The 24,104-nt window shown below is 29.3% G+C and carries 28 protein-coding genes; 13 read left to right on the top strand and 15 right to left on the bottom strand.

The annotated features are described in order from the left end of the window. Positions 1–196 precede the first annotated feature (196 nt). A complete protein-coding gene (locus MR875_03985) occupies positions 197–466 on the bottom strand; it encodes a hypothetical protein (GenBank protein ID MCI6994003.1) in 270 nt (89 codons plus the stop codon). 535 nt (positions 467–1,001) lie between these two features. On the opposite strand from MR875_03985, the gene MR875_03990 reads away from it, so the two are divergent. The 7 genes from MR875_03990 (at position 1,002) to MR875_04020 (ending at position 6,886) form a co-directional block, all read left to right on the top strand. Then, complete coding sequence (locus tag MR875_03990) at positions 1,002–1,874, top strand: MATE family efflux transporter (GenBank protein ID MCI6994004.1); 873 nt, start codon at positions 1,002–1,004, stop codon at positions 1,872–1,874. Continuing rightward, entirely contained in the window at positions 1,867–2,172 is a 306-nt protein-coding gene (locus MR875_03995) for a hypothetical protein (protein MCI6994005.1), read from the top strand. Before MR875_03990 ends, MR875_03995 begins: the two co-directional genes overlap by 8 nt. Positions 2,173–2,213: 41 nt before the next feature. Then, the gene (locus MR875_04000) at positions 2,214–2,648 is read left to right on the top strand and encodes a MarR family transcriptional regulator (GenBank protein ID MCI6994006.1); all 435 of its coding nucleotides are present in this window, start codon (positions 2,214–2,216) and stop codon (positions 2,646–2,648) included. A 757-nt stretch (positions 2,649–3,405) separates the two neighbouring features. Continuing rightward, positions 3,406–4,803 carry a B12-binding domain-containing radical SAM protein gene (locus MR875_04005; GenBank protein MCI6994007.1) on the top strand — a complete coding sequence of 466 codons (1,398 nt, stop codon included), beginning with the start codon at positions 3,406–3,408 and terminating at the stop codon, positions 4,801–4,803. A 197-nt stretch (positions 4,804–5,000) separates the two neighbouring features. Then, entirely contained in the window at positions 5,001–5,180 is a 180-nt protein-coding gene (locus MR875_04010) for a hypothetical protein (GenBank protein ID MCI6994008.1), read from the top strand. Positions 5,181–5,279: 99 nt separating this feature from the next. Further along, positions 5,280–5,429: a hypothetical protein gene (locus MR875_04015; GenBank protein ID MCI6994009.1), complete on the top strand. Its 150-nt coding sequence runs from the start codon at positions 5,280–5,282 to the stop codon at positions 5,427–5,429. A gap of 602 nt (positions 5,430–6,031) precedes the next feature. Then, a complete protein-coding gene (locus tag MR875_04020; GenBank protein ID MCI6994010.1) occupies positions 6,032–6,886 on the top strand; it encodes a tyrosine-type recombinase/integrase in 855 nt (284 codons plus the stop codon). 533 nt (positions 6,887–7,419) lie between these two features. On the opposite strand, the gene MR875_04025 is transcribed toward MR875_04020, so the two are convergent. Then, complete coding sequence (locus MR875_04025; protein MCI6994011.1) at positions 7,420–7,713, bottom strand: hypothetical protein; 294 nt, start codon at positions 7,711–7,713, stop codon at positions 7,420–7,422. Between the two features lie 347 nt (positions 7,714–8,060). Here MR875_04025 and MR875_04030 point away from each other — a divergent pair, with 347 nt between their 5' ends. Both MR875_04030 and MR875_04035 read left to right on the top strand, forming a co-directional pair. Next, positions 8,061–8,294, top strand: coding sequence for an AbrB/MazE/SpoVT family DNA-binding domain-containing protein (locus tag MR875_04030; protein MCI6994012.1), 234 nt, complete (start codon positions 8,061–8,063; stop codon positions 8,292–8,294). After that, the gene (locus MR875_04035) at positions 8,291–8,728 is read left to right on the top strand and encodes a type II toxin-antitoxin system VapC family toxin (GenBank protein MCI6994013.1); all 438 of its coding nucleotides are present in this window, start codon (positions 8,291–8,293) and stop codon (positions 8,726–8,728) included. Before MR875_04030 ends, MR875_04035 begins: the two co-directional genes overlap by 4 nt. Positions 8,729–9,086: 358 nt before the next feature. Here MR875_04035 and MR875_04040 read toward each other — a convergent pair whose 3' ends face one another. The 9 genes from MR875_04040 to MR875_04080 all read right to left on the bottom strand — a co-directional run bounded on the left by MR875_04040 (position 9,087) and on the right by MR875_04080 (position 15,905). Then, a complete protein-coding gene (locus tag MR875_04040; GenBank protein ID MCI6994014.1) occupies positions 9,087–9,389 on the bottom strand; it encodes a hypothetical protein in 303 nt (100 codons plus the stop codon). A gap of 703 nt (positions 9,390–10,092) precedes the next feature. Beyond that, positions 10,093–11,367 (bottom strand): DUF4143 domain-containing protein, encoded by a 1,275-nt coding sequence (locus MR875_04045; GenBank protein ID MCI6994015.1) that lies wholly within the window; start codon positions 11,365–11,367, stop codon positions 10,093–10,095. 462 nt (positions 11,368–11,829) lie between these two features. Beyond that, complete coding sequence (locus MR875_04050; protein MCI6994016.1) at positions 11,830–12,186, bottom strand: hypothetical protein; 357 nt, start codon at positions 12,184–12,186, stop codon at positions 11,830–11,832. Between the two features lie 244 nt (positions 12,187–12,430). Next, positions 12,431–12,850: an exodeoxyribonuclease III gene (locus MR875_04055; protein ID MCI6994017.1), complete on the bottom strand. Its 420-nt coding sequence runs from the start codon at positions 12,848–12,850 to the stop codon at positions 12,431–12,433. A 9-nt stretch (positions 12,851–12,859) separates the two neighbouring features. Then, entirely contained in the window at positions 12,860–13,075 is a 216-nt protein-coding gene (locus MR875_04060; protein ID MCI6994018.1) for a hypothetical protein, read from the bottom strand. Between the two features lie 305 nt (positions 13,076–13,380). Further along, positions 13,381–13,668 (bottom strand): hypothetical protein, encoded by a 288-nt coding sequence (locus MR875_04065; protein MCI6994019.1) that lies wholly within the window; start codon positions 13,666–13,668, stop codon positions 13,381–13,383. A gap of 162 nt (positions 13,669–13,830) precedes the next feature. Further along, a complete protein-coding gene (locus tag MR875_04070; protein MCI6994020.1) occupies positions 13,831–14,043 on the bottom strand; it encodes a nitroreductase family protein in 213 nt (70 codons plus the stop codon). A 59-nt stretch (positions 14,044–14,102) separates the two neighbouring features. Next, a complete protein-coding gene (locus tag MR875_04075) occupies positions 14,103–14,828 on the bottom strand; it encodes a zinc ribbon domain-containing protein (protein MCI6994021.1) in 726 nt (241 codons plus the stop codon). A 27-nt stretch (positions 14,829–14,855) separates the two neighbouring features. Beyond that, positions 14,856–15,905 carry a hypothetical protein gene (locus tag MR875_04080; protein ID MCI6994022.1) on the bottom strand — a complete coding sequence of 350 codons (1,050 nt, stop codon included), beginning with the start codon at positions 15,903–15,905 and terminating at the stop codon, positions 14,856–14,858. 542 nt (positions 15,906–16,447) lie between these two features. On the opposite strand from MR875_04080, the gene MR875_04085 reads away from it, so the two are divergent. After that, complete coding sequence (locus tag MR875_04085) at positions 16,448–18,265, top strand: DUF2070 family protein (protein MCI6994023.1); 1,818 nt, start codon at positions 16,448–16,450, stop codon at positions 18,263–18,265. On the opposite strand, the gene MR875_04090 is transcribed toward MR875_04085, so the two are convergent. Then, the gene (locus MR875_04090) at positions 18,260–18,532 is read right to left on the bottom strand and encodes a hypothetical protein (GenBank protein MCI6994024.1); all 273 of its coding nucleotides are present in this window, start codon (positions 18,530–18,532) and stop codon (positions 18,260–18,262) included. The genes MR875_04085 and MR875_04090 overlap by 6 nt on opposite strands. An 84-nt stretch (positions 18,533–18,616) precedes the next feature. Between MR875_04090 and MR875_04095 the strand changes: the two genes are divergently transcribed. Continuing rightward, entirely contained in the window at positions 18,617–20,626 is a 2,010-nt protein-coding gene (locus MR875_04095) for an NFACT family protein (GenBank protein ID MCI6994025.1), read from the top strand. On the opposite strand, the gene MR875_04100 is transcribed toward MR875_04095, so the two are convergent. Next, entirely contained in the window at positions 20,623–21,342 is a 720-nt protein-coding gene (locus MR875_04100; GenBank protein MCI6994026.1) for a metal-dependent hydrolase, read from the bottom strand. The two genes, MR875_04095 and MR875_04100, sit on opposite strands and share 4 nt — an antisense overlap. Then, a complete protein-coding gene (locus tag MR875_04105) occupies positions 21,342–22,496 on the bottom strand; it encodes a hypothetical protein (protein ID MCI6994027.1) in 1,155 nt (384 codons plus the stop codon). The genes MR875_04100 and MR875_04105 overlap by 1 nt, the downstream gene beginning before the upstream one ends. A gap of 196 nt (positions 22,497–22,692) precedes the next feature. Between MR875_04105 and MR875_04110 the strand changes: the two genes are divergently transcribed. Beyond that, positions 22,693–22,899 carry a class III signal peptide-containing protein gene (locus tag MR875_04110; GenBank protein MCI6994028.1) on the top strand — a complete coding sequence of 69 codons (207 nt, stop codon included), beginning with the start codon at positions 22,693–22,695 and terminating at the stop codon, positions 22,897–22,899. Then, a complete protein-coding gene (locus MR875_04115; GenBank protein ID MCI6994029.1) occupies positions 22,892–23,074 on the top strand; it encodes a class III signal peptide-containing protein in 183 nt (60 codons plus the stop codon). Before MR875_04110 ends, MR875_04115 begins: the two co-directional genes overlap by 8 nt. A gap of 17 nt (positions 23,075–23,091) precedes the next feature. On the opposite strand, the gene MR875_04120 is transcribed toward MR875_04115, so the two are convergent. Then, a complete protein-coding gene (locus tag MR875_04120; protein MCI6994030.1) occupies positions 23,092–24,102 on the bottom strand; it encodes a 4Fe-4S binding protein in 1,011 nt (336 codons plus the stop codon). Positions 24,103–24,104: the final 2 nt, after the last annotated feature.

The following is a 24,104-nucleotide window of genomic DNA, read 5'->3' on the forward strand; positions in this document are numbered from 1 at the left end:
AGAAGATTTATTTGCTGAATTTCTCGGAGAGTTAAGGTTAGTAACGAATGTTTTCTTAAGAATTATTCAAAACTAGAAGTTGAGATAAAAATTATAATTCTTTAAGTTCTTCACTTATGAGTTTATCATCCTCATCAAAAACCTGCTCCAAAACATAAGATGCAAAACATTTTTCATCCATAAATTATAATCCATCTTAATAAAGCAATTCTAGATTAGAAACTACTGATGATGATAATAATAAATCATTGAAAGAATCTTTACGAGGACTCCTAACACCCTCCATACCATCATAATTAAAACAAGTATCAGAATATGCACTTTCTAAAACTTCTTGCCCTTCTTCTGTGTTTAAATATTCTAATTTTTCTTCAGGATTCCCATATCCATTATTTAAAAATAAATAAGTAACTCTTTCCTTAAATTCTTCAAAAGACATTGGATAATTTATTTCTTTTGTCTCCATAATACCTTCCCTTTTTCTCTATTTTTCCAAGCAGCATCATGTATTTACTGAATGTTTTCTAAAGTAATATTTAAAACTGAAAGATTAATGAGAATACAGTAAACCCTAAAAGTTGATAATAGCATATTTATATGGTTGAGTTATTACCTACTCATTCCTCAGAAATCATAAAATTATATAACTCTTTAATTTTTTCGCTTATGAATTGATTATCATCATCAAAAACCTGAATCGAAACAGGGACGCCATACACTTTTCAGTTTGAATAAAATTACCAGTTTCACTACTTAAAAAAATATATAGAATATACTATTCTCATTTAAAATTTCAAAAAATAAAGTTTGAGGAACTCTACCCATGCCTTTAATTAAATAATTTACTTTTGCGAATTTAATAATGTTTTTCCATTCTTTTTTTATATTCAATGACCCCTTCAATGGTTTCTATTTCTTTATATAATACAATAGACACCCTATTCGTAGCAGGGATCAGTGCAAATGCATTAACAGCAATTTGAATATTTTCTCCAGTTTATATGCTGATTGTATCAATCGGACAAGGTTTAAGTACAGGAATGATAAGCATAATGTCCAATTACATAGGAGCAAATGAAAAAGAAAAAGCAAATAACGTCTTTTGGCAGAGGATTTTAATATCCATTATAATTTCAATAATCTGTTTTGTATTTGCATTTTTTGGTCTTAAAGAACTATTAATTATCATGGGAGCAGAATCTGTAATAGATCTTACTATGGATTATGCTCAAACAGTATTTGCAGGAAGTATTATAATAATTTTAAATACTGTAACAATTTCATCTTTAAGAGCAGAAGGAGATATGAAAAAAGCATCAAATATTACCATTTTTGGATTTGTTTTGAATATAATTCTTGATTACTTCTTAATATATTTCCTTAATTTTGGAATTTGGGGAGCTGGTGCTGCAACAATACTATCCACATTAATTGGAACAATTGTTGTTATATACTGGCTATTTGTTAAGAAAGATACATACCTACAAACTAAATGGTCTCATTTTAAATTTAATATGAAATATATAAAAAATATACTATCTTTAAGTATTCCAGCTACTTTAGAAGGGTTTGTAATGAGTTTTCTGTTTATATTTGTTAATATGATGTTAATAGTAGCTGGTGGAGACATCCATGTTGTAGCATTTACAGGATCTTGGAAAATACTGTCCTTAGGAATGATACCTGCAATAGGAGTTGAAGCAGCTATTTTAACTATTTCCGGATATTATTTTGGATCTGGAAATTATAAGAGAATTAAAAGCATATATAAATATTCAATTATATTTTCCACAACCATCTCAATCATAATAGCTATTATCCTATTTATTTTTGCAAACCAAATTTCATACTTATTCACATTATTAAATGGATAAATCAATAGGTTACTTAATAGTAAATATCATAAGATTATTTGGAATTTATATAATATTTGTTCCACTTGGTCTTTCATCAACCGCAATGTTTCAATCAGCACAAAAAGGATTTACTTCTTTATCTTTAGTTATTTTAAGAGATCTTTTATTATCAGCAATTTTTGCGTATATATTGGGAATTCTATTAAACTTCGGAGTTTATGGAATTTATGTAGGAATCATACTTGGGATGATTGTATCTTCCATATTTAGTTATTTCTACTTTAATTGGTATTTAGATAAACTTAAAAATAATTAAACACTAGATTTAATATTATGTAACCACAGTTTAATAAAGAGATGTTAAATAATAATTCATTAGATTCTTTAATATCTATAATCGATAGAAACTTTAAAATCGCTTGTTTAGATAAATTTGATGAATTAGATTTAACTTTTCATAATTATATGACTTTAGAATTTATATATAATCATGAAAATGTAATTCAAAAAGATTTAGCTAGGTTATTCCATAGAAATCAAAGTACAATAACCAGATCTATTGATAAATTGGAAAATAAAGGATTTGTTGAAAGAATTCATGATGATAATAATAAAAAAAATAATATTATCATATTAACTACTAAAGGCCAAAAAGCTGTAGAGGAAATAAATAGTTTTAAAAAAGACTTGGAAAAGGATTTAGTTTATAATTTCACAGAAAATGAAAGAGAAATATTCAAGAAACTATTAAATAGGTTAATTCATAATTTTAATAGTTATATTTTCAAATAATCCCACAATTTATATTTTCTAAAATTTTATTATAATAACAGTACTAAAAAAATATTTATTTTATATGTATTGGTGGATTTTCTTCTTGTTTTTCATGTGACTGTTTAGCTAGTAATTTTAACCATGCATTATCAATTTCAATAAGCAAGTAATTTCAACATCTAAATAATCTTACTTCTGTTGTTGAATATCACTAAAGCATATGATTAAAACTAGAATTAAGTATTATATAAAAAGAGAAGTAGATAATTATTTCATCTAGTGTTTTTTGGAAACATTTCTTCAGATATTTCTTGTCTTCGTTACTCATTCCAATAGCTTCTGCGATTTTTAGAACACAAAAATCTATCATTCATACATATTAACTTCGCTGATAAACTCTCCATCTTGGTATTAATATTTACAATAGTCATGGCTTTTAGATAATCATTTTTCAGTTCAAAATCATTACCACTCATTGACCTTGTACCTAATTGAGAAAATTTCATATTTTCAAAATTCATAATAAAACCACTTGTTGTGCGCAAGCCATATATAACTTTTCACTAATCATTTACCAACTTAAAAAAAAACATCTAATTATTCACCCTTTTTTAAAATGTTTTGAATATAACATTTAAAACAAAAATTAGCTTGTAAACAGGAACATAACAATCATAGACAGATGAGTTTGAGTTTATGTAAAAACTAAAATTTGATTAACATATTTATATTTTGAAATCAAAAATTAACATATTATAATTATGGATGTTTTATTATGAAAGTGACTTTAGTTAATCCACCACAAACTGCATCTAAATATAAATTCATGGGTGTTATTGCACCACCTTTAGGTATTGGTTATATAGCCGCAGTTTTGCGAGATAATGGAATTGATGTTAATATTCTTGATGCTTCTGCAGAGGATATGGATTTTAAGGAATTTTCAGAAGAAATCAAAAATAGAAGTCCTGACATCATTTCAATATCTGCACTTACACCAACAATAAATAAAGCTTTAGAAACAGCTAAAACAGCAAAAGAAGTGCTTCCTAATTCAATTATTGTAATGGGAGGATATCATCCAACTTTTGATTTTGAAGAAACATTGAAAAATGACTTTGTTGATATTGTTATTCGTGGCGAAGGAGAATATGTTCTTAGGGATTTAGTTGAAACTATTGAAAATAATGGCGATTTAAGGGAAGTTAGAGGAATTGTCTTTAAAGAAGATGACAACATTGTTTTAAATCCAAATGCTGATTTGATTTATGATTTAGATGCTCTTCCATTCCCTGCTTTCGATTTAATGCCTATGGACAAATATAAACTTTTAGACATGGATACTCACATGGCAACTATGATTACAACAAGAGGATGTCCTATGAAATGCTCCTTCTGTTCTTCTGCTGCAATGCATGGTAGAAAAATGAGACAACGTAGTGTTGATAATATTTTAGCTGAAATTGATTTTTTACGTGAAAAATATGATATTAATACTATTGCATTCATGGATGATACATTCACATTAAAAAAATCAAGATTAATGGAATTTTGTGATAAACTTAAGCAAAAAGATTATGAGATTATGTGGGGCTGTACTGCTCGTGTTGATACTTTAGATGAAGAAGTACTTAAAAACATGAAGGAATCTGGATGTATTACTGTCTTTATGGGTGTAGAATCTGTAGATCAAAACCAGCTTGATTCAATGGATAAAGGAATTACAGTTCCAAAAATTGAAAATGCATTTAAAATGTCAAGAAAATTAGGAATTAGAACAATAGCTTCTGTTGCCTTAGGCATGCCTGGTGACACTAAAAAGATTATGAATAAAACAATTAAATTTGTCCATAAACTTAAACCGAATTATGCTATTTACAGTTTATCTACACCATATCCTGGAACAAGATTTTATAAAGAATCCTTTGAGAAAAATTTAATTAAAGTAAAAGATTGGTCTAAATACACATTAATTAGCCCAATTTTAGAGACCGCAGACTGTTCTTTAAAGGATCTGAGGAAAATGCAGATTAAAGCATTTATAAAATTTTATTTAAGACCACATTATCTTTTAAGTCAATTTAGACAAGATGGAACGTATTTCATTAAAACAATATTTGGTGTAATTAAAACAGCATTAACTAAGAATAATGATAAGAACTCTGGAAAATAACATGAACTTAATGTAAATCTTAATTTCATCATGCAGCATATCGATGAAGACCTTTGACTTTCCTAAATTAAAAAGTGGAATTGAATATTCCACTTATATTTTATTTTTACTTTTCAAATGAGTTCTCACTTTTCTGTAAATATAATATTAACATTAATGGTGCATGACAATGATACGAAAAAAACAATAAAGACTTATTGAATTGGATTTATAATTATGTATTATATTCCACTGATGAAAATAACACTTCAACATTGACATGGAATAGCACACAAAAAGATGCATGGAGATTCCTGCAGTCTATTCCACAAAAGGAAATGGTTCAGAAATACGGATTCTTTTCCAGCCGTTCACACTTTTTTTGTGGTATCCTTTGATGATGTTAAGCAAGTCTTGGAAAGAGATTTATCTCTGAGTTAACATGCAGCAAAAAAATCTACAGGCAAAACTCAAAAATCAATCGTGAAAATTAGAACATGACTGATGTTAGAGGAGCATATCCTGATGCTACATTGGATGATGCAACTGAAGAAAAGTTTCTGTCTAACATGATGCTTAGATTATTAAATACAGGTTATCTTGAATATGTCAATACTGAAGAGAGCATAAAAAGATGTTTATATTAACTGAAAAGGGCAAAGATGCATTGGGGATATATTATAATTCTCAATTGTCCAAACTATTTTTAAAATTCAATTCCTCAGAATTCACTAACATTAACTATTGGTTCAGCTATTAAAAACTTCTTTTCTTGAATGCTTTGATATATCGCATTGGAAAAAAAGGATTGATTTGTGAAAACGATGATGTTAATGTGAATATCACCTCATCAAATCAAATTCAAAAAGAGTAATTATTGGATTATCAATCTCATGTTGTTGGAAACATCAAAGTTGAAATTTTGCATACTATGTTAAATTATTACTTTTGGCTCTTTCAAAAATGTTTTTACAATCAACTTTTAAGGAGCTGAAAAAATGAAAAACAATGCACTATTGAAAACCTGTTCATTACATTCAACCATTCTGAAGGCACTCAAAGGGCATACGTTTATGCACTGGAAAAATATACAACATATTTTGAAATGGAACTTAATGAACTTCTAAAAGAAGCAGAAATCAAGGAATCTGAAGGAATCAAATGAAAACACAGGAAAATCAAATTCAGACTTCTGGAATTCAGACAGTACCTGCTTGAAAACTATACTCTAAACACTGTAAAATCAGTCATGATAAATGACATCAAATTCTACAAGTTCTATGATGTTGAAATCTATGAGTTACCCAAAATCAATGAAAAATCCATTCAAAAGCCGCAGCCGATTTATTTCACTAATCTGCCGGATAAAAAAATCATCAGGGATGCATTGGGTATTGCAAATCCAGTCATGAAGGCCATAATACTGTTTATCTGCTCCAGCGGCTGTGGACGAGCAGAATATCTAAGTTTAACAATTCAGGACTACATCGATGCACTATCTGAATATTTGCCAAAAAATGATTTGTCAATTTTTGAGGTGATTGATTTAATCGATGATGACAAGACAATCATTCCCACGTTCAACATTCGCCGAAAAAAGACCAACAAATACTATACAATCCACTGCAGCCCCGAAGCCATTAAAGCAATAAACGCACATATATTGTCCCGCAGAGATACTGTCACTAACGAGTCCAAACTGTTTAAGATTGCCGTTAATTATCTTACGGTCAATTTTCAAAAAATCCATGATGATTTGGGTCTTGGAAAAATCGGCCCATACAACAGATTCAGAAACCATATGCTGCGGAAATTCCATGCAAGTGCATTATATAATGACGGCATGAGTCTGGATGATGTAAACGATTTGCATGGTAAAGCCAAAAACAAGACTGATCAAGCATACTTCATGATAAACCCAGAGGATTTAAAATACCAGTATATTGAACATATGTCTGCAGTAACCATAAGCACAGAAGTCAAAAAACTGCACGTCAAATCACAGGAGTTTGTAAAAATAGAAAACGAGAAAAACGAACTGATACTGGAACTGGATCGTCTTAGATTTGACATTGACAGTCTTAAAAGCATGATTGGGAAATAATCATTTGAAGCCAAGTGGGGAGTGATGGATGGAAAAAATAATCTAACATTAAATTAAAACTATAAACAATAATAATAACAGTTAACTTCAAATCACATGATTTACTTAATTGTTCTATTTATTTAATTAATTTTAGAAAAACCGTCCATCACATGACCTATAAAACTAAATACATAAATTGAAAAAAATGTTTAAATGAGTTATTTTTAAAAATAAAGAAATTTAAATGGGAGTTATCCCAACATCAATTATGGACGAAAATTAATACTCCATATTTAATTAATAGTAGACAATATAATTATAATGACTTAATCATATATAATGTATTTAATTAATCAATGCGAAAACCGTCCATATGATTAAATATAATAATAATTAGTATTTTTAACCTTCTTATTATTAATTAATTTTTTATCAACCAAATCGTTTAAATCCAAATTACATATTACATTTTTATTAAACATGGTTTCACCATAATTTTATTTTTAAAAATTTATTGATGAGTCAATAAAAATAACCAACAAAAAGTAACACTATAAATCCATCACTCTTTTAGCCACATATTCCTGAGTAGCTAAAGTAACCATATCCTTGAAGTTTTCAAACTTAGTGTTTGCTTTAATAAAAGCATTTAGTTCTTCATTTAAATACAACTCTTCAGCAGTTGTTTCAGTCAGTTCTAATCCATATTTATCAATCATATCATCATAACTTCTAAATGTAGTGTTTGTTCGTATAAAATCAGTATTCAATATATCACTTAACTTGTAAGTGTTTATTCCTGATACTTCTTCAATATTTTTTCGTAATTTATCTAAAAATTGCATAATATCACCTTTTGACATAAATACAGCAATGATTTTTCACCATAAAGTGATTATTATATTTTTCATTATCCAAAATGATTTTTAAAATCATAATTTGCATTTTTTATCTATTAATATACGTAATGGGTCAGGTTGTTGGTCATTTACATCAACTACATTACAGTAATTAATCTGGTGTGGTTTATACTCATGATTGGAATAACATTCTATATACTAGGTATTATAAAACTACTATAATATAAAAGTTTCGGATATGATACCAAATATCAGATACATTTATATCCTATTACAGATAGATAATATAATAGATTATCCATAACTAATATTTATCCAAGAGGTGAGAAAACATGCTTATATTAGCTACAAGTAAAATTCAAAGTAATTACCAAACCACAATCCCAAAAGAGATTAGAAAAAACTATGATATTGATGATGATACCGTCGTAGAATGGGCCATCAACAATAATGGAAATCCAGAAATAAATTTCAGAAAAAAAAGAAACTTTAAAGATTTAGTTGGAGCTTTTAAATCCGATGAACGAACAAATGCTGTAGAATTAAAAAGGAGTTTATGCGAATGAGAAAAGTATTTTTAGACACTTCATTCATAATGGGATTTGTCAATTCCAATGATGATTTACATGAAAATGCAATAAAATTGGAAGAGACAGAAAATGTATTGTCACAGGACTGTTATATAAACAATAACGTGTTAAATGAAGTTTTAACATTAACTGGTAGGAAAATTAACATCAATGCGGCAGAAGAAACATATTATGGTTTAATTGATAGTTTTGAAATATTAAATGAATACAATATTGTCAACTACACCAGCAAAACCTTTGATATTTTCAAAAGAGTTGTTGGACCAAACAGCAAAAAAACAAAATTAAGCTTCACAGATTCAAGCATAATTTTAACTATGAAAGAATCAAATATAACAGATTTGGTTAGTTTTGATCAACAGTTCAAACATTTCGATGAAATAAATTTAATTGGCTCAAATTACTTATAACATATTAATCTATACCAAACACCCAAAAATTTAATATGAATTTAAAAAATAAAATTAAATGAAAAACATTCCTACAAGAGCCAAAATAGTATACAAAATTCAGTTCCAACTGGAAACATTGAGAATCATAATAGAGCAATAGCTGAATGTAATGTATTATTTCATTATCTTTTCAAATCGAAACATTTCCTCATCTCTCATTGGATGGTCTTTATCCCAACCATGTTCGGGATTCTTTTCATTGAAAAATTCCACTATGCTAAACCCCAATTTGTTTACGTAAAAATGAATATTCCTTTTATCGAAGTAGGGAGTGCAGGTTTCCCATATTTTTGTATTCGGATATAAAATTTCTATTTCATTCCATATCTTCTGTCCTATGCCTTTGTTTTGAGTGGTTGCGCTTACAAACAGGAAAATCCAGGTGGTTGTGTTGTGTTTTTTCATTTGTTTCAACGATCACTCCACCTAAAATAATCCCAGTATTTTTCATTACATAAGCATGAGTGTTTTCTTTTTTCAAGCATTCGTCAATGTCCTTTTCAGGCAAAACTAATTCTTCACATTTACCATAAACATTTTCATAACCATATTGGAATGATTCCTGAAGCAACCTTTTAAATTCAGATAAATCCTCATCTTGCAATCCAATTAATTCCATATATAATTTATATAACTCACTACTTTCAAATAGTTTTCATTGAAATGTCATTATATACTTTAATGGAAACATAATCTCTTAACATTATCATTGGATATTTATCAATCACTTCAATATGCAAAATTAAATTATGAAAAAAATAATTTTAATGTCAAGTATTTAATTAAATGCTTTGAAAAGGATTTAATATAAATTTTATAAACATTTACAAACTTATATTTATCTATCTATTTGACTGTGAAAAATGAATCAGAGATTTATTAAAATTGGTTGATGATTAATCTTTTAATGAAAAAATATATTTTAAAATATAATAGTCCTATTGATATTATCCGGTTTTAAAAAACAATATTAATGTCTTATTGCAGAGAAAAAAATCTCTACAATACCCTACATTGACATTGATTAAAAACATTTTTTGCATCATAATAGAGGTTTACTTAAAAGTAAATCCCTTGTATAACCCTATTTTTAAAAAACATGTATAAACTTAACTAATTTCCGAAAAAATAGGCAATTAAATAGTAACTGTCTCAGGGAAAAAGCCTAGCGAAAACATTAGTTTTCAAAGTCCTTATTGACTTGTTTATATTTAATTACCTTTTATGAGATTGAAAATACCCCATTATTTAAAATAATAAAACCACATAAATCATATAATTTCAATACCAAAGAGTTTACACTGCCAAAAACTTTAAACAATCTATTTTAAACAGCCAATTGGAATAACTTTAACTCCATCTTTTCTGGTATGTGCTATTTCTCCTCCAGTTAAAACCGCTAAAAAACTAGGATTTCTAATTTCATCATTAGCTTCAATTAATTTATTTACCTTTAGTAAATTTTGAGCACCTTCTTCTATTTTAGTTTTTCCTAATTTGCATTCGATTAAAGCATATCTTCCGTCATTGAGATGTACAACACAATCAACCTCAACATCAGAATTATCATGATAATAAGATATTGAGCCTCCGAATTTAGAAGTGTATACACTTAAATCACGAATGCATAAATTTTCAAAAATAAAACCAAAAGTTTTCAGACCATCAAGTGTATTAAAAGCTTCAGGCCCCATGTTTAAAGCAGCTACTGAAATTGAAGGATCAATAAAGACTTTTTTATTACCTGATCTCATTGATGATTTGGATCTGATGTTTGGAGCCCATCCCCTTAAATCTTCAATGACGAATAAACGTTTCAATGAATCAATATATGAATAATATGTTGGTTTGCTAATATCCCCAAAATTAGCGGAAATATCCGCTATTATTGTTGTGTCCTTAGCCAAAGTAGAATTGTTTCTAGCAATAGCCTTTAAAATGACTTTAACTCTATCAGGGTCACGTTTAACACCATCAACCTTGGAAATATCACTTTCAGCTATGTTATCTAAATAATTATAAGCAATTAATAATTTATCTTTATCATCCTTTTTGTTTATAGAATCTGGCCAACCTCCACGACATGCTGCAAAAATTAAATCATCCATTGTTAAATTAGATTCAATACCATCAATATTCATATTGGGATTATCAAATAATTCTTCAATAGAAATATTTCCATTTGATTCACCACTTTCATATAAACTCATAGGCCTCATAAATAGTCTATGAATTCTACCAGTTCCCGAATGCATTATCTTAGACTCATCAACTACAGTAGAACCAGTTAGTATATATAATCCTTCACCTTTAAGTTCATCAACACTATTTCTAACACCATCCCACAAAATTGGTGCCATTTGCCACTCATCAATCAATCGAGGTTTTTCACCTTCTAATAATTTGGAGGGCTTAATATCCAACCACATTTGGTATTCTTCTTGTTTATCAATATCTTGAAGTTTTAAAACACTTTTAGAGTATCGTTCAGCTGTAGTTGTTTTGCCACACCATTTAGGGCCAACAATAAGTACAGCACCAATTACATTCATCCATTGCTTTAATTCATCATCCAAATATCTAGCCATATACTCCATAGAAGCACCTCCTTTAACTATTTTTTAATAATATATTTAACTATTTTTTGATACCGTAATTTATAGTTTTAAAAATTCTAAAATTTAGCTACAAATTAAGATTATGTTTCTATTTTTAAGTAATTTTGATTTTAAATGAGAACAATTTAACAATACTTGATAATAATTGTTGTAACATGAAATTAGGAATTTTGAAGAAAATTTATATAAAAAACATTACTGCAATCAATAATATTTTGAAAACTTTAGGTATCAAAACTGATATTTATATATTTATCTATTTTAATTGAAGGAATAAATAATCTCAAACTAGGTCATTTGATAATCTCTGCCATTAGCTATTCAAAACTTCTTCTGAAACTCTTTCATATATATCACAGTGGAAAACAAACTCTATTTTAGAAAACACGCCCATTGATGTTAATGTCAATTAATTAAATTAAATCTAAAAAAAAGTAGCTATTAAATTATTGACGTTATGTTTTTAGAATCAATATTTAGGTTTTTAACTTTGTCTCTGTCAAAAAAATCATAAGTATTCTTGTGGACTTGTATTAAAGTATTTTTATCAGAAACATCTAATTTCTCATCTGAATTCAATAATTCATTTAAATCATCGTTGAAAACATCAATATCTTTAATTAGCTTATTTAGCTTTTCTATTTCATCATCAAAATTAGTAATGAAAGTTTTAATTGATTTTAATGATAATATTTTTTTATTTAGGACTTCATCTTCATTAATTTCATCTAAATATTTGAAATCATCTATGGATATTTTGGAATATTTTTCTTTAAATTCTGTTTTGTTTAATTTCAAACTTGTTAACTTAGTTAAATCATCATAATAATCTCTTAAATCATATGAAAGGTTTATGAATTCTTCAATTTCTTTGTTAATTTCATCTATACGTTTATTTCCAAAAAAATGACTTGACTTTATGGGTGAAAGTTTTATCTAGCTTCTTTGATTCAATATATTCTGGCAAATCCAGAGCGGAACCACACTCTTGACAAAATTATCTTCATGTTCATTTTTAAAATTGCAGTTAGGGCAAAATTTTTCACGTGTTTGAGACTAAGAAGTAGTCAAATCTGTATACTTTGTTTTCTTCCCTGTATCCTTTTCTGTTTGGCCACCATGAGAAATTGTCTCCTTCTGGATGGAACTTTCTGAATGCATCAACATACTTGGTTAAGATTTCATTAAACCATTCCTGCTCTTCTGGCATGAATCCTGATTTGCCTTTGATGTTCTTAGGGTTTTTAGCATCAATCTCTTGAGAGATTCTGTTGAAATCTCCACAGATTATTGATGGCTTATTTGATTTGTAAACATATTTTGTGAACTCATCATAAAATCTGTATTTGCGATCAAGTCTTTCAGGTGAGCTGGCACCTGATGGGCAATAAACATCATACAGATAAAAGTTTTCAAACTCCATTCTGATTACTCTACCTTCAGCATCACTCCTTATCTCCAAAACCTTTTCCTAACAGAAAGCGGTTCGACCTTTGTATAAATAGCTGTTCCATATAAATTCAGATGCAGGATAATTATAAGAAATGTAATTTTCGATTTCAGGTATTTCTGTTGATTTGACTTCTTGCAGACATAATATGTCGGGACCTTGAGATATTATCTCTTCTAAAAAACCATTTTCAATTATAGATTTAAGTCCGTTAACATTCCATGATATAATTTTCATCAAAACCACTCATTTAGTAATACGTTATTAATAAGTTATGTTAGTCTATAAATTTATAATTAATGTGAAACATTACAATAGCTAACAACACCAACACCCAAATCAATCCAACGAATTAATATACTTTCATGACAAAACTTTATATAAAATTAATCATTGTCTTAATTGATTTCATGAAAGATAGTGTCAATGTACCATATCTCTCATTTAGATTTATTTTAAGGTGAATAATTTTTACAGTAAGTGTAATAAAAAGTCCTGCAATTGTTTATTATCTCATTTTAAAATAGTGCAGTTCAATCTCATTATTTTGAATTGAAAATCTCTTCAAATGTTTCATAACTATCAACAGGATGATAATCAACATTTAATTCTTTAAAATGTTTTTTAGTGCATTCAATTTTATAGCACTCTTCGCCCCTCAATTTATCACGATCTATATTAGATTTGGTTTCAATTATATAATATGAATTCTTTTCAGGATTGTTTTTCACACAAATAGACCAATCAGAATTATATGTTCCATAAGAAGTATCTATTTTAAACCAATTAGGTAGTTTTGCATAGAATGTAATTCTATTATCTATCTCCAATTTATTTGCAAATGTTACTTCGCCCCTAGAATCATAATAATCTGGTCATATATGATTTTTTGTCATCTCTTGAAACTGACTTACTGGTATATGTATAAATTTTCTTTTGTTTAAACAAATTTTTTTTCAAAATACTTATCCATTTTCTTATAATCAATATTCTTAAGTTTTAATTTCTTCATAACATACCATCAATACAATCGGAGCATTGAAACAATATGGTGTAAAAGACCTGATTTTTTCAAGGGATTGTTTGCTTCTGATTACAAAAACGCGCTGTGGCTGAGAATTGTTTGCAGTTGGACTGAGCTGTGATGCCTTTAAAATCTTATCCAACTTTTCACTTTCAATCTCTCTATCCGGATATTTTCTCACAGAATATCTCTCACATGCTAGCTTTAAAAAATCCTACATAATCTCACCTTTAATATTATTTAAAAAAGCTTGTCTTCAACCGGTTCTCCATTGTTTATGGATTTTGCAGATACGAATGCATCAAACATTCCATATATCCATATCAGCAGTGCAAATACCACACCGATAAATATCAGACATAATATCCCTGATATTATGTAACCTGCAATAAGCATGACCCCCTTATGATTCTGCTCATTATATATCTGACCCATTCCCGGAAAAATCATGGACAGCACCAATGCCACGAGAGGACTCTTATGGATTACTGCCGCACCGCAATGTGCACATACTTTGGCCTTTGCATCGATTTTGCTTCCGCAATTATGGCATTTTTTAATATTTGGATTGATTCTGTATCCACAAAAAGAACAGAAATCCTCATTTACTGTCTTTTGCCTGCAATTCGGACAGATCTTTATGCCTGTCGGGTTTCCGCAGTCGGGACAGAATTCTTCCATATTTAACTCGGCACCACAATGGCTGCACTTTGTAGTTGCGTTAATCTCGTTATCATTGTTGTTTTCTTTTAAAAATGAAGCTCCACAATTCCTGCAGAATTTAGCAAATGATTTCTGCTGAGTTCCGCACTCGGGACAGATTTTTATATCCCTATTGTGGAAATGTTCATCCATATCGGATTGTGAATTATTATTTTCACTGTAAAGTAAAGCTCCGCAATTTTTACAGTATTTAAATTCCTCGTCCTGTTCGCATCCGCATTGCGGACATATCTTATTTGCCATTTTTTTTAACCATCCATCAACTTAAATTTATTCATAATCTTTACAGAAACTCCCAAGGGATACAGTATGTCCTAAACTACAGTAATACTCAGTATAACCTCCACCATCAAAATCAGCAGTAATGGCTCCCCCACTATCAAAGAACTCTTCGTAGCAGTACTTACAACTCAAGCCACAATAACCCCCACCGAATCGTCTTATATATTCCGCTTCTTGTCTTCTGCGTTCCTGTACCTGTCTTACACGTTTCGCTTCCTCTTTTTTAAACTCAATTGCATTCAATATCTTTATTTTAAGATAATTATTTTCTGCAAATTCCCATTTTAGCCTTTCCCTGTATTCAAATTGAGATTCTCCGACTGCAGGAGCTAAAGAACCCAAATACTCCGGATAATTTTTGGGAACCCATTTCAGTTCAACATCCCTGAATTCAGGTTTTTCATATTTTTTATTTTGAATAGCTTCAACCCTTTTTTTATCATCTGAAAAACGTGTCCCACATGTTTTGCATAATAAATCATCAGGTTTTATTATTCCAAAACAATTAATGCAACGGTTGGGAGAGGCAATTTTCCATCTTGAACCTATTTCAGATAGATTCTCATCTATTTTAAAATTCTTTAATTTGAGACTATATACGTCATCATCCATAGTAATAATATCTGACTTGGAATTGACTGCGACACCCTTATTATGACGTTTATTCATGGACGTATTGCGTAACGCATTAGGCAACACTACCTTAAAAAAATGCCCCTCAAAAGTGCGTTGGGGATATTTGTAGTCAAATACATAGGAAGTCCAAAGCTTTTTGCCACAGGAAGTGCAGAATCTGTTTGCATACGAGTTTTTTGCATTGCATTCATGACATTTTATATCTCTGAATAGATACCTGCATTTGCATTTAATCTGACCCTTTTTATATGCTCTTCCACAGTTAAGGCAATAGGGTTCGCAATTGTCATTCATCTGTTTAATCATATCATCATCAACAGGCAACTTTTTGCCGCAGTAAACACAAAATTTATGAACATCATTCATCTTATGGCAGTTAGGACACATTATTTTATCTGACATTTATCTACCCCATTAACATTCCATGAAATAATTTTCATCAAAACCACTCAATTACTAATATGTTATTAATAATTTATGTTAGTCTATAGATTTATAATTAATCGAAAGAATAACAATCATTGGAATAAATTTGGAATAAGTTTGGGATATCTTTGGAAGAGGGATTTAAGTATTAAATCCAAGGATATTCTTATTCCTGGCAGTTCTAGTAATCAAAGTTTTAAAAGAAATTATTGAAAATGTACCTGAAGATTATGAAGTTCACTTCACTAATGGAAAGAATGTTTTTACAGTTAATGATAAATTTGAAATTGATGTAAGTCAAAAGAAAATCACATTCCAAAAATATTAAACGTTATTTGTCTGACAATCTGCAATCAATACTTACTTTAATATAGTCTCATTACCAAAACATTATATATTAAATCATCATATGCTCTACTTGATTGGTGGAAACTTACTCACATTTGACAAATTTAATATATTCGTTTTGACCAATTTTTATATGAGCATTTTATACAAAAAGTGTCAGGTAAACAAATATGTCAAGTATGAGTAGTGTTGCAGGATTATCTAAATATATTAAAACCTTACCAAAAGCTAAGTTCTCAATAATGGGCATGCTCATTATCAGTTTTATCATTGGAAGTACATATTATCTAATAGATTTAAATTCAATGAGTATTTTAGAAAATATTATTGCAGGAGGACTATTTGGCTTAATTGTATTTGGGATTTCATCCATCATGAGTGGGGCATTGAATCAACAAACAATTAGTGTTGTTCATGGAATTAACTTAAAAATCAAACATTCAATGTTTTTATCTGCTCTTTCAATGACTATACTTGGAATAATTATAATTATCACAGGCGTAATCTCTCAAATATTACAAGTAAACCTCTTTTTAAACTCAATGCTATTTGGTTGTGTTTTAATCTATGGATTCAACACATTAGTATTCTGGACTACCTCTAAAGTTAGATTCATAACTGCTGCAATTACAGGTTTAATTCAACCATTACTCATACTTGCAATGTATACTTTAATTACATTTTTATTCATTGATACAAGCTTTTTAGGTTCTGTTATTTTACAAATTACCATAAAAGCAATGATTGCTGCAATAATATTTGTTATGGCAATATATGCATTTATTAAGGTTATTGCATCTCCATTTAAGAAAAATTTAGGAATAGGTGTTTTAGATTTATTAAGTCTATTTATTGCCCATATGAATGAAGGATCAAATTCTCTTGAAGGATTATTTGAAAATATGAGTGAAGCTATTGATACCATTGTTACCTTTGTTAGTTTTAAAACTGAAAATGGGATAAAAGCATTATTCATATCACCTTCTGTTCATCCAGGACCTTTAGGAGATCTTGGAGGTTCAAATATGCCGACTATTTTAGCAAACAAATTTGATCATTTTACAATGGTTGCTCATGGACCATCTACACATGATTTTAACCCAATTGCAGTATCTGAAATTGATAAAATTGAAAAATCCGTGAAAGAAGGATTAGAAAAAGTAGAATACGGCCCAAATGCAAGTAAATTTGTGAGACATACTTCTCAAAAAGCAAAAATTGGTGTTCAATTATTTAATGAAGGTATGGTTATTTTATCAACTTTTGCTCCAGATGCAGTTGATGATATTGAATTTGGTGTGGGATTAACAATGATGACTCAAAGTAGAAGCCATTGTAATGTTAAAGATTCCATAATTGTAGATTGTAATAATTCATTTACTCCTGAAAGTGGAGAAATTTTACCTGGAAATTCAGAAGTTTTCCAAATAATTGAGGTTATTGATACAATCGATCCAAATCAAGAAAAACACGAAGTAAAAGTAGGCTGCTATGAAGATAAAATGGAAACACTAGATAAACATGAAGGTATCGGAGATAGTGGTATAAAAACAATGATTATTGAAGTTGATAATCAAAGAACAGCATATGTGCTTTTTGACTCAAATAATATGGAAATGGGATTCAGACAAGAAATCATTGATGCAGTTAGTGATTTAGAAATAGATGAAATCGAAGTAATGACAACTGATACACATACAGTAAATACACTTTCAAGAGGATATAATCCTGTTGGAATTTCAAAAAGACCAGAAATCATAGAGTATGTTAGAATAAGTATAAAAGAAGCAATAAAAGATTTAGAAAAAGTAGAAGTTGGAACTGGAACTGAAAAAATTAAAAATCTTAACACATTCGGACCAAAAAATTCAACTGAATTAATTTCAACAATTAGTTCAGTAGTTGCCGTGAGTAAAATTATAGCTCCAGTATTATTGATTACAGCATTATTAATCGCATTTATATGGATATTCTTTGGTGGTTTATAAATAAACTGTAAAAAGAGTATATGCTATAACCCATACAAAATAGAATGGTGCGATTCCATCCCATAACCATTGGGAAAATCCTGAAATCTCATCACCAGCCATTTTTTGACAAGCTTGGCCAATGAAATACAATACGATTAGTGCAATGAAGAATGCAAAAACATCATTCTTAAATCCGAACCAACCTAATGATAAAGCGGCAGAAATAAGAGAAGCAAATAAAGCTGCGACAACATGAATACTTGTGATTTTAATAGTTGTGTCCATTGATATCCTCCGTTAAATTAAATATATTAATATAATTTTAGTGAGTTATAATATATTAAGGTATTGATAAAAAAGGTGTTAATAATGAAATCTATGTCCAATGTAGACATTTATACAATAAGTGATGAATTAAATAATTTATTAAGTGGTGCTAGAGTAGATAAATCATTCCAACCTACAAGTGATATTGTAGTAATGAGATTCCATGTTCCTGGAACTGGTAGAATCGATTTAGTAATGCAATGCGGTTCTAGAATACACACTAGCCAATATCCTCTTGAAAATCCAACTACACCACCGTCATTTCCAATGCTTTTAAGAAAAAGAATTAAAGGAGCACATGTTGAAAGCATTAAACAACATAATTTTGATCGTGTAATTGAAATTAAAGTTAAAAAGGATAAATATTACACAATAATTGTTGAATTATTTGATAAAGGAAATATAATTCTTTTAGATGATGAAAATAATATTATCCAACCATTAAAAAGAAAGCAATTAAGTGCAAGAGATATTAGTTCTAAAAAAGAATACAAATTCCCCGAAGAGCGAGGAATGAATCCTATCACAGTTACTGAAGAAGAATTAAAGGAATTATTTGAAAATACTGAAAGTGATGTTGTAAGAACACTTGCAATGAATGGACTTGGAAGCTTATATGCAGAAGAAATTATTCAAAGAGCAAATAACACTATTGACATTGATAAAAATACACCTACTTCACAATTAACTGATAATCAAATCACAGAAATCTACAAAAGCCTTAGAGATTTATTTGATAATCTTAAAGAAGGATCAATAAAACCTCAAATTGTAAAAAAGGATACCAAAGAAGATGTTATTCCATTAGACCTTGTTAACTACAATGACTTCGAAAAAACATTATACAAAGATTTCAATGAAGCCTGTGATGAATTCTATTCCAAAAAAGTAAACACCAGCATAAAAAATGTAAAAGAAGCGGCTTGGAATAAAAAGGTTAAGAAGTTTGAAAAAAGATTAAATTTACAACAAGAAACACTCGATAATTTTGCAAAGACAATTGAAGATAGTCAACATAAAGGAGAGGTTATTTATTCTAATTACTCTTCCATTGAAAACATCCTAAATGTTGTTAACTCAGCAAGGAATAAGGACTACTCTTTCAAAGATATTGGAAAAATATTGAAAAAAGCTAAAAAAGATGGTATGGCGGAAGCTCAAATTTATGAATCAATTGATAAATTAGGTGTTTTAACTTTAAATATTGATGATACTTCATTAATCATGGACCCAAAATTAACAATACCAGAAAATGCTGAAGCATACTATGAAAAAGCTAAAAAAGCAAAAAGAAAAACAAAAGGTGCATTAATAGCTATTGAAAATACCAAAAAACAACTTGAAAAAATCAGATCTAAAAAAGACATAGCTATGGAACAAGTTTCAGTACCTAAAAAAAGAGTTAAGAAAAATCTTAAATGGTATGAAAAACTTAGATGGTTCATTAGCTCAGATAATATTCTAGTTGTTGGCGGACGTGATGCAAACAGTAACGAAATGGTTGTGAAAAAATATTTAGAGCCAAATGACATTTACTTACACGCAGATATACATGGTGCAAGTTCAACAACAATAAAATTAAATGGTGGAGAATTAACTGAAAATGTCATTAAAGAATCAGGTGAATTTGCAGCTTCATTTTCATCTGCTTGGTCAATGGGATTCACAACACAGGACGTATTTTGGGTCAATCCAGACCAAGTTACAAAGACACCTGAAGCAGGGGAATTTTTAGCAAAAGGGTCATTTGTAATAAGGGGTCACCGCAACTACATAAGAAGTGCAAGAGTAAAATTAGCAATTGGTATTGTTGATTATGAAGGTAAAAGAATAATGGCAGGACCAGTTGAAGCACTTGAAGCACATTGCGAAAATTATGTTGTGTTAAAACCAGGTTTTACAAAAAAAGAAGCAATAGCTAAAAAAATATTGCATAAAATAAATGAAGATGATTTACTAACCCTTGATGATATCATAAGAGTATTACCATCTGGAAAATGCGATATCGACGAGGAATATCATCTAAGAAAAAAATATGAAAAAAATAATTAATCCTGATAATCTTCAGGATTATATTCAAAATATTCATCAGGATTCATAACCACAATATCAATATTAGGGTTAAACTGACTTACAAAATTGGCAAAAATTGCCGGATCTTGTTCTATTGGTGGAAATGTATTGTAATGCATCGGAATAACTACTTTTGGATTCATCCACATAGTAGCTAAAGCCGCTTCAAAAGGACCCATAGTAAATTTATCACCAATAGGCACCATTACCACATCAGGTTTATATAATGCACCAATAATATCTTTCATATCACCAAATAACCCAGTATCACCACAATGATATATTTTAGTTCCATCTTCAAAAGTTATTAAAAAGCTTGCAGCAGTTCCACCAGGAACAGTTTCTTCAACAATATCAATGTCAGAAGAATGTTTAGCTTCAAGCATTGTGAATTTAATGTTTCTATATATGAAAGAACCACCGATATTAACACCAATATTCCTAATTCCTTGTTTTGCTAAAAAGAGTGAAATTTCGTGAATACATGCAATAGGAGCATTAGTACTATTGGATATTTCTAGAGCATCACCAAAATGGTCAGAATGACCATGAGTAAGCAAGATGATATCTGGATTTAATTCTTCCACAGGAACTTGACAAACCGGATTATTACTAATGAATGGATCAATTAAAATTCTAACATTATCATCACTGATTATTTCAAATGCTGAATGACCTAACCATCTTATTTCCATTAAGCAGATCCCCCAACAGATCCCATAATAATATTTTCATCCAGATTAGATGCAATATTCCAAGTTTTTTCGAAACTAGCACGAATATTTGAAATGGAATTTCTATCATCATATATTGCACCATATTCAACATCATTTTGACCTTCAGAAATAATCATTGCATGAGAATCATCAGTAATCAAATTGACTGTGTGAACTTTAGGCACAGTTTTAATGTGAACTCCTTGTTTTAAGAGAGATGAAATCAAGAACATGTAAGACATGTCTGATGTATCAAATTCATCAATAATTACTCTAGAATAACTAGTAGGAACATGAGATAAAAACCTATCTGATAAAACAGATAAGGAAGGGATTTCCAACATCATCTCTTTATTAACATTAACTGCTAATTGATCAAAAGCTTCTTGTGAAGTTATCACTTCATCATTGCAAATAATATGACTGTTAAGTGATTTTGGTACAGGCAAGCTTTCAGGATCATTAATGTCAATTTTAATATCCCTAGGAGCGGAAACTTCAGGAGTAACTAATCTAGGAGCAGCAATAACTTCTTCTTCGATAGGAGTTGGCTCTTCTAAAGCACGTCTAATTTCATCAGATTTATCAGTTTCCACAACAAATGGTGGAACTTCTTCATCAAAATAATCAGATTGACGTTTTTTAGGAGCTCTAGTAACTTTCAATGGTCTTCCATAATTTGGAGTGAAAACCAATTGTTTATCCAAGTCCACTTCTTTTTCTTCTCTTGGAACCACTCTCAATACTGCTTTAGGATTATCTTCTAAAGAACTACCATAATATTCACTAGGAGTTGAATCATCATAGTCTTCAATGACTAAATCTTCATACTCATCATCATTAAAATCATTATAATCACGACGAATTTTTAATGGTCCTTCATTACCAGTATTTCTTTTATCAAAACTGGAATTACCTTCTTTAGACTCTAAAAATTCTTTAATTTTATTTGTTGTCCTATCCGCATTAGATTCAACAAAATAGCTGATAATCATGATTATCCCAACAACCGCAATGATTAAACCAACTACTAATAAAATATCTACTAAATTATACACACTTGTCTCATACGCTATGAGAACACCAACTACAAGTAAAATAAAACCTGAAACTAATTTTATTGTATTTCCCACGATTTCACCCTTATAAATTTTTAATCACTCTATATTTAACTATTATATAATTATCTAAATAACTATTTATAAACCTAATGGAAAAAAACACGAAAATGGTTCGAGAAAAAATGAAAAAAAGAACTCTGTATTACTTTTTTATAAAATAGTAATATTAATATAGTAAAAAATCTAACTTAAAAACTGGTGAAAAAACATGCAAATTATGAAACAATTCATTAACGAAAATTCAGGACAAGGAGCAGCAGAATATATTTTGCTCTTCGGAGGAGTACTTGTAATTGCATTGCTAGCTTTAACCATATACAGATCATATATGGAAACAAGTGACGTCAGCCTAAAAGCTAAAGATGACATAATAGATGTTAGAAACACAATACTTGACAATAGAACACATGTTTAAAAAAGAAATTGACAATAAAGGACAAGGGAGTGCCGAGTTAATTTTAATAATAGGAGGTTTAATAGTTATTGTACTAATAATATCAGGTTACATTTCCAATATAACCGAAAAAACACAAACAAATTTACATAATTTGTTAAAAATAGAAAGAGAGTTTTTAATAAATAAAATATAAATAGAGAGACAAACTCTCTATTTTCCAACTAATGTTGAATTCAAAATTTCATTCCAAGATTCGGAGTTAATATTTTCTAAATTCAAATCAGTTCTTGTTAAAATTCTAATATTCTGTGGACATGCTTTTACACAAGCACCACATAAATTACAGAAAGATAAATCAGTTACAGATTTTCCATCAACAATTGAAACTGCATTACATGGACAGACATCTTGACAAGCATGACAAGAATCTCCTTTACATAATTTATCTTCAGTTTCAACTAATTCTAATTTACCATTAAATGGTTTAGTTATATCAATTGCATCAACTGGACAAACCTCAGAACACCATGAACAATATACACATGAACCTTCTAAAATCATTACATCTCCAGTAATTTCTGGAACTTCAATTTCTTCTCTTAACATACAAGTAGAACAAATTTGTTTAATAGCACCTTCAGGACAAACTCTTTTACAAACGCCACAGAAGATACATTTAGAAGTATCCACATCAATAAAGTTATTTAATTTATCTACAGATGAAGTAGGAATATTTTTAATTGTAATCGCTTCAGCAGGACACATATCTGCACAAAAAGAACAATATATACAATCATCCTCATTTATTTCAATTTCACCTCTAACCAAATCAGCAGGTTTAGGAAGAGTTCTTTCGAAAATTATTGCATCACTAGGGCAAACACGATGACATTTTCCACAATACATACATTCTTCATCATCAACAACAGTTCCTTTATTCCAAACAGGATAAGAGTCTACTTTTTTGATATCTTCCCCATCAACAGATAATGATAATGCATCAAACGGACAAGCAATAGAACATAATCCACAGAACACACATGAATCTGCTTTAACAGAAATTAAATCCATTTCAATTAATCCACGTGCAATAGGAACAATAGGCCCTAATCTTAAAGAAGAAGTTGGACAAACATCCGCACAAATTCCACAACCAACACAATTTACATCATTATATGATAAATTACGATGTTCTTCACCATTTCTTTCTATATTAAACATAA

Source organism: Methanobrevibacter sp., assembly GCA_022775905.1.
Lineage (GTDB): Archaea > Methanobacteriota > Methanobacteria > Methanobacteriales > Methanobacteriaceae > Methanocatella.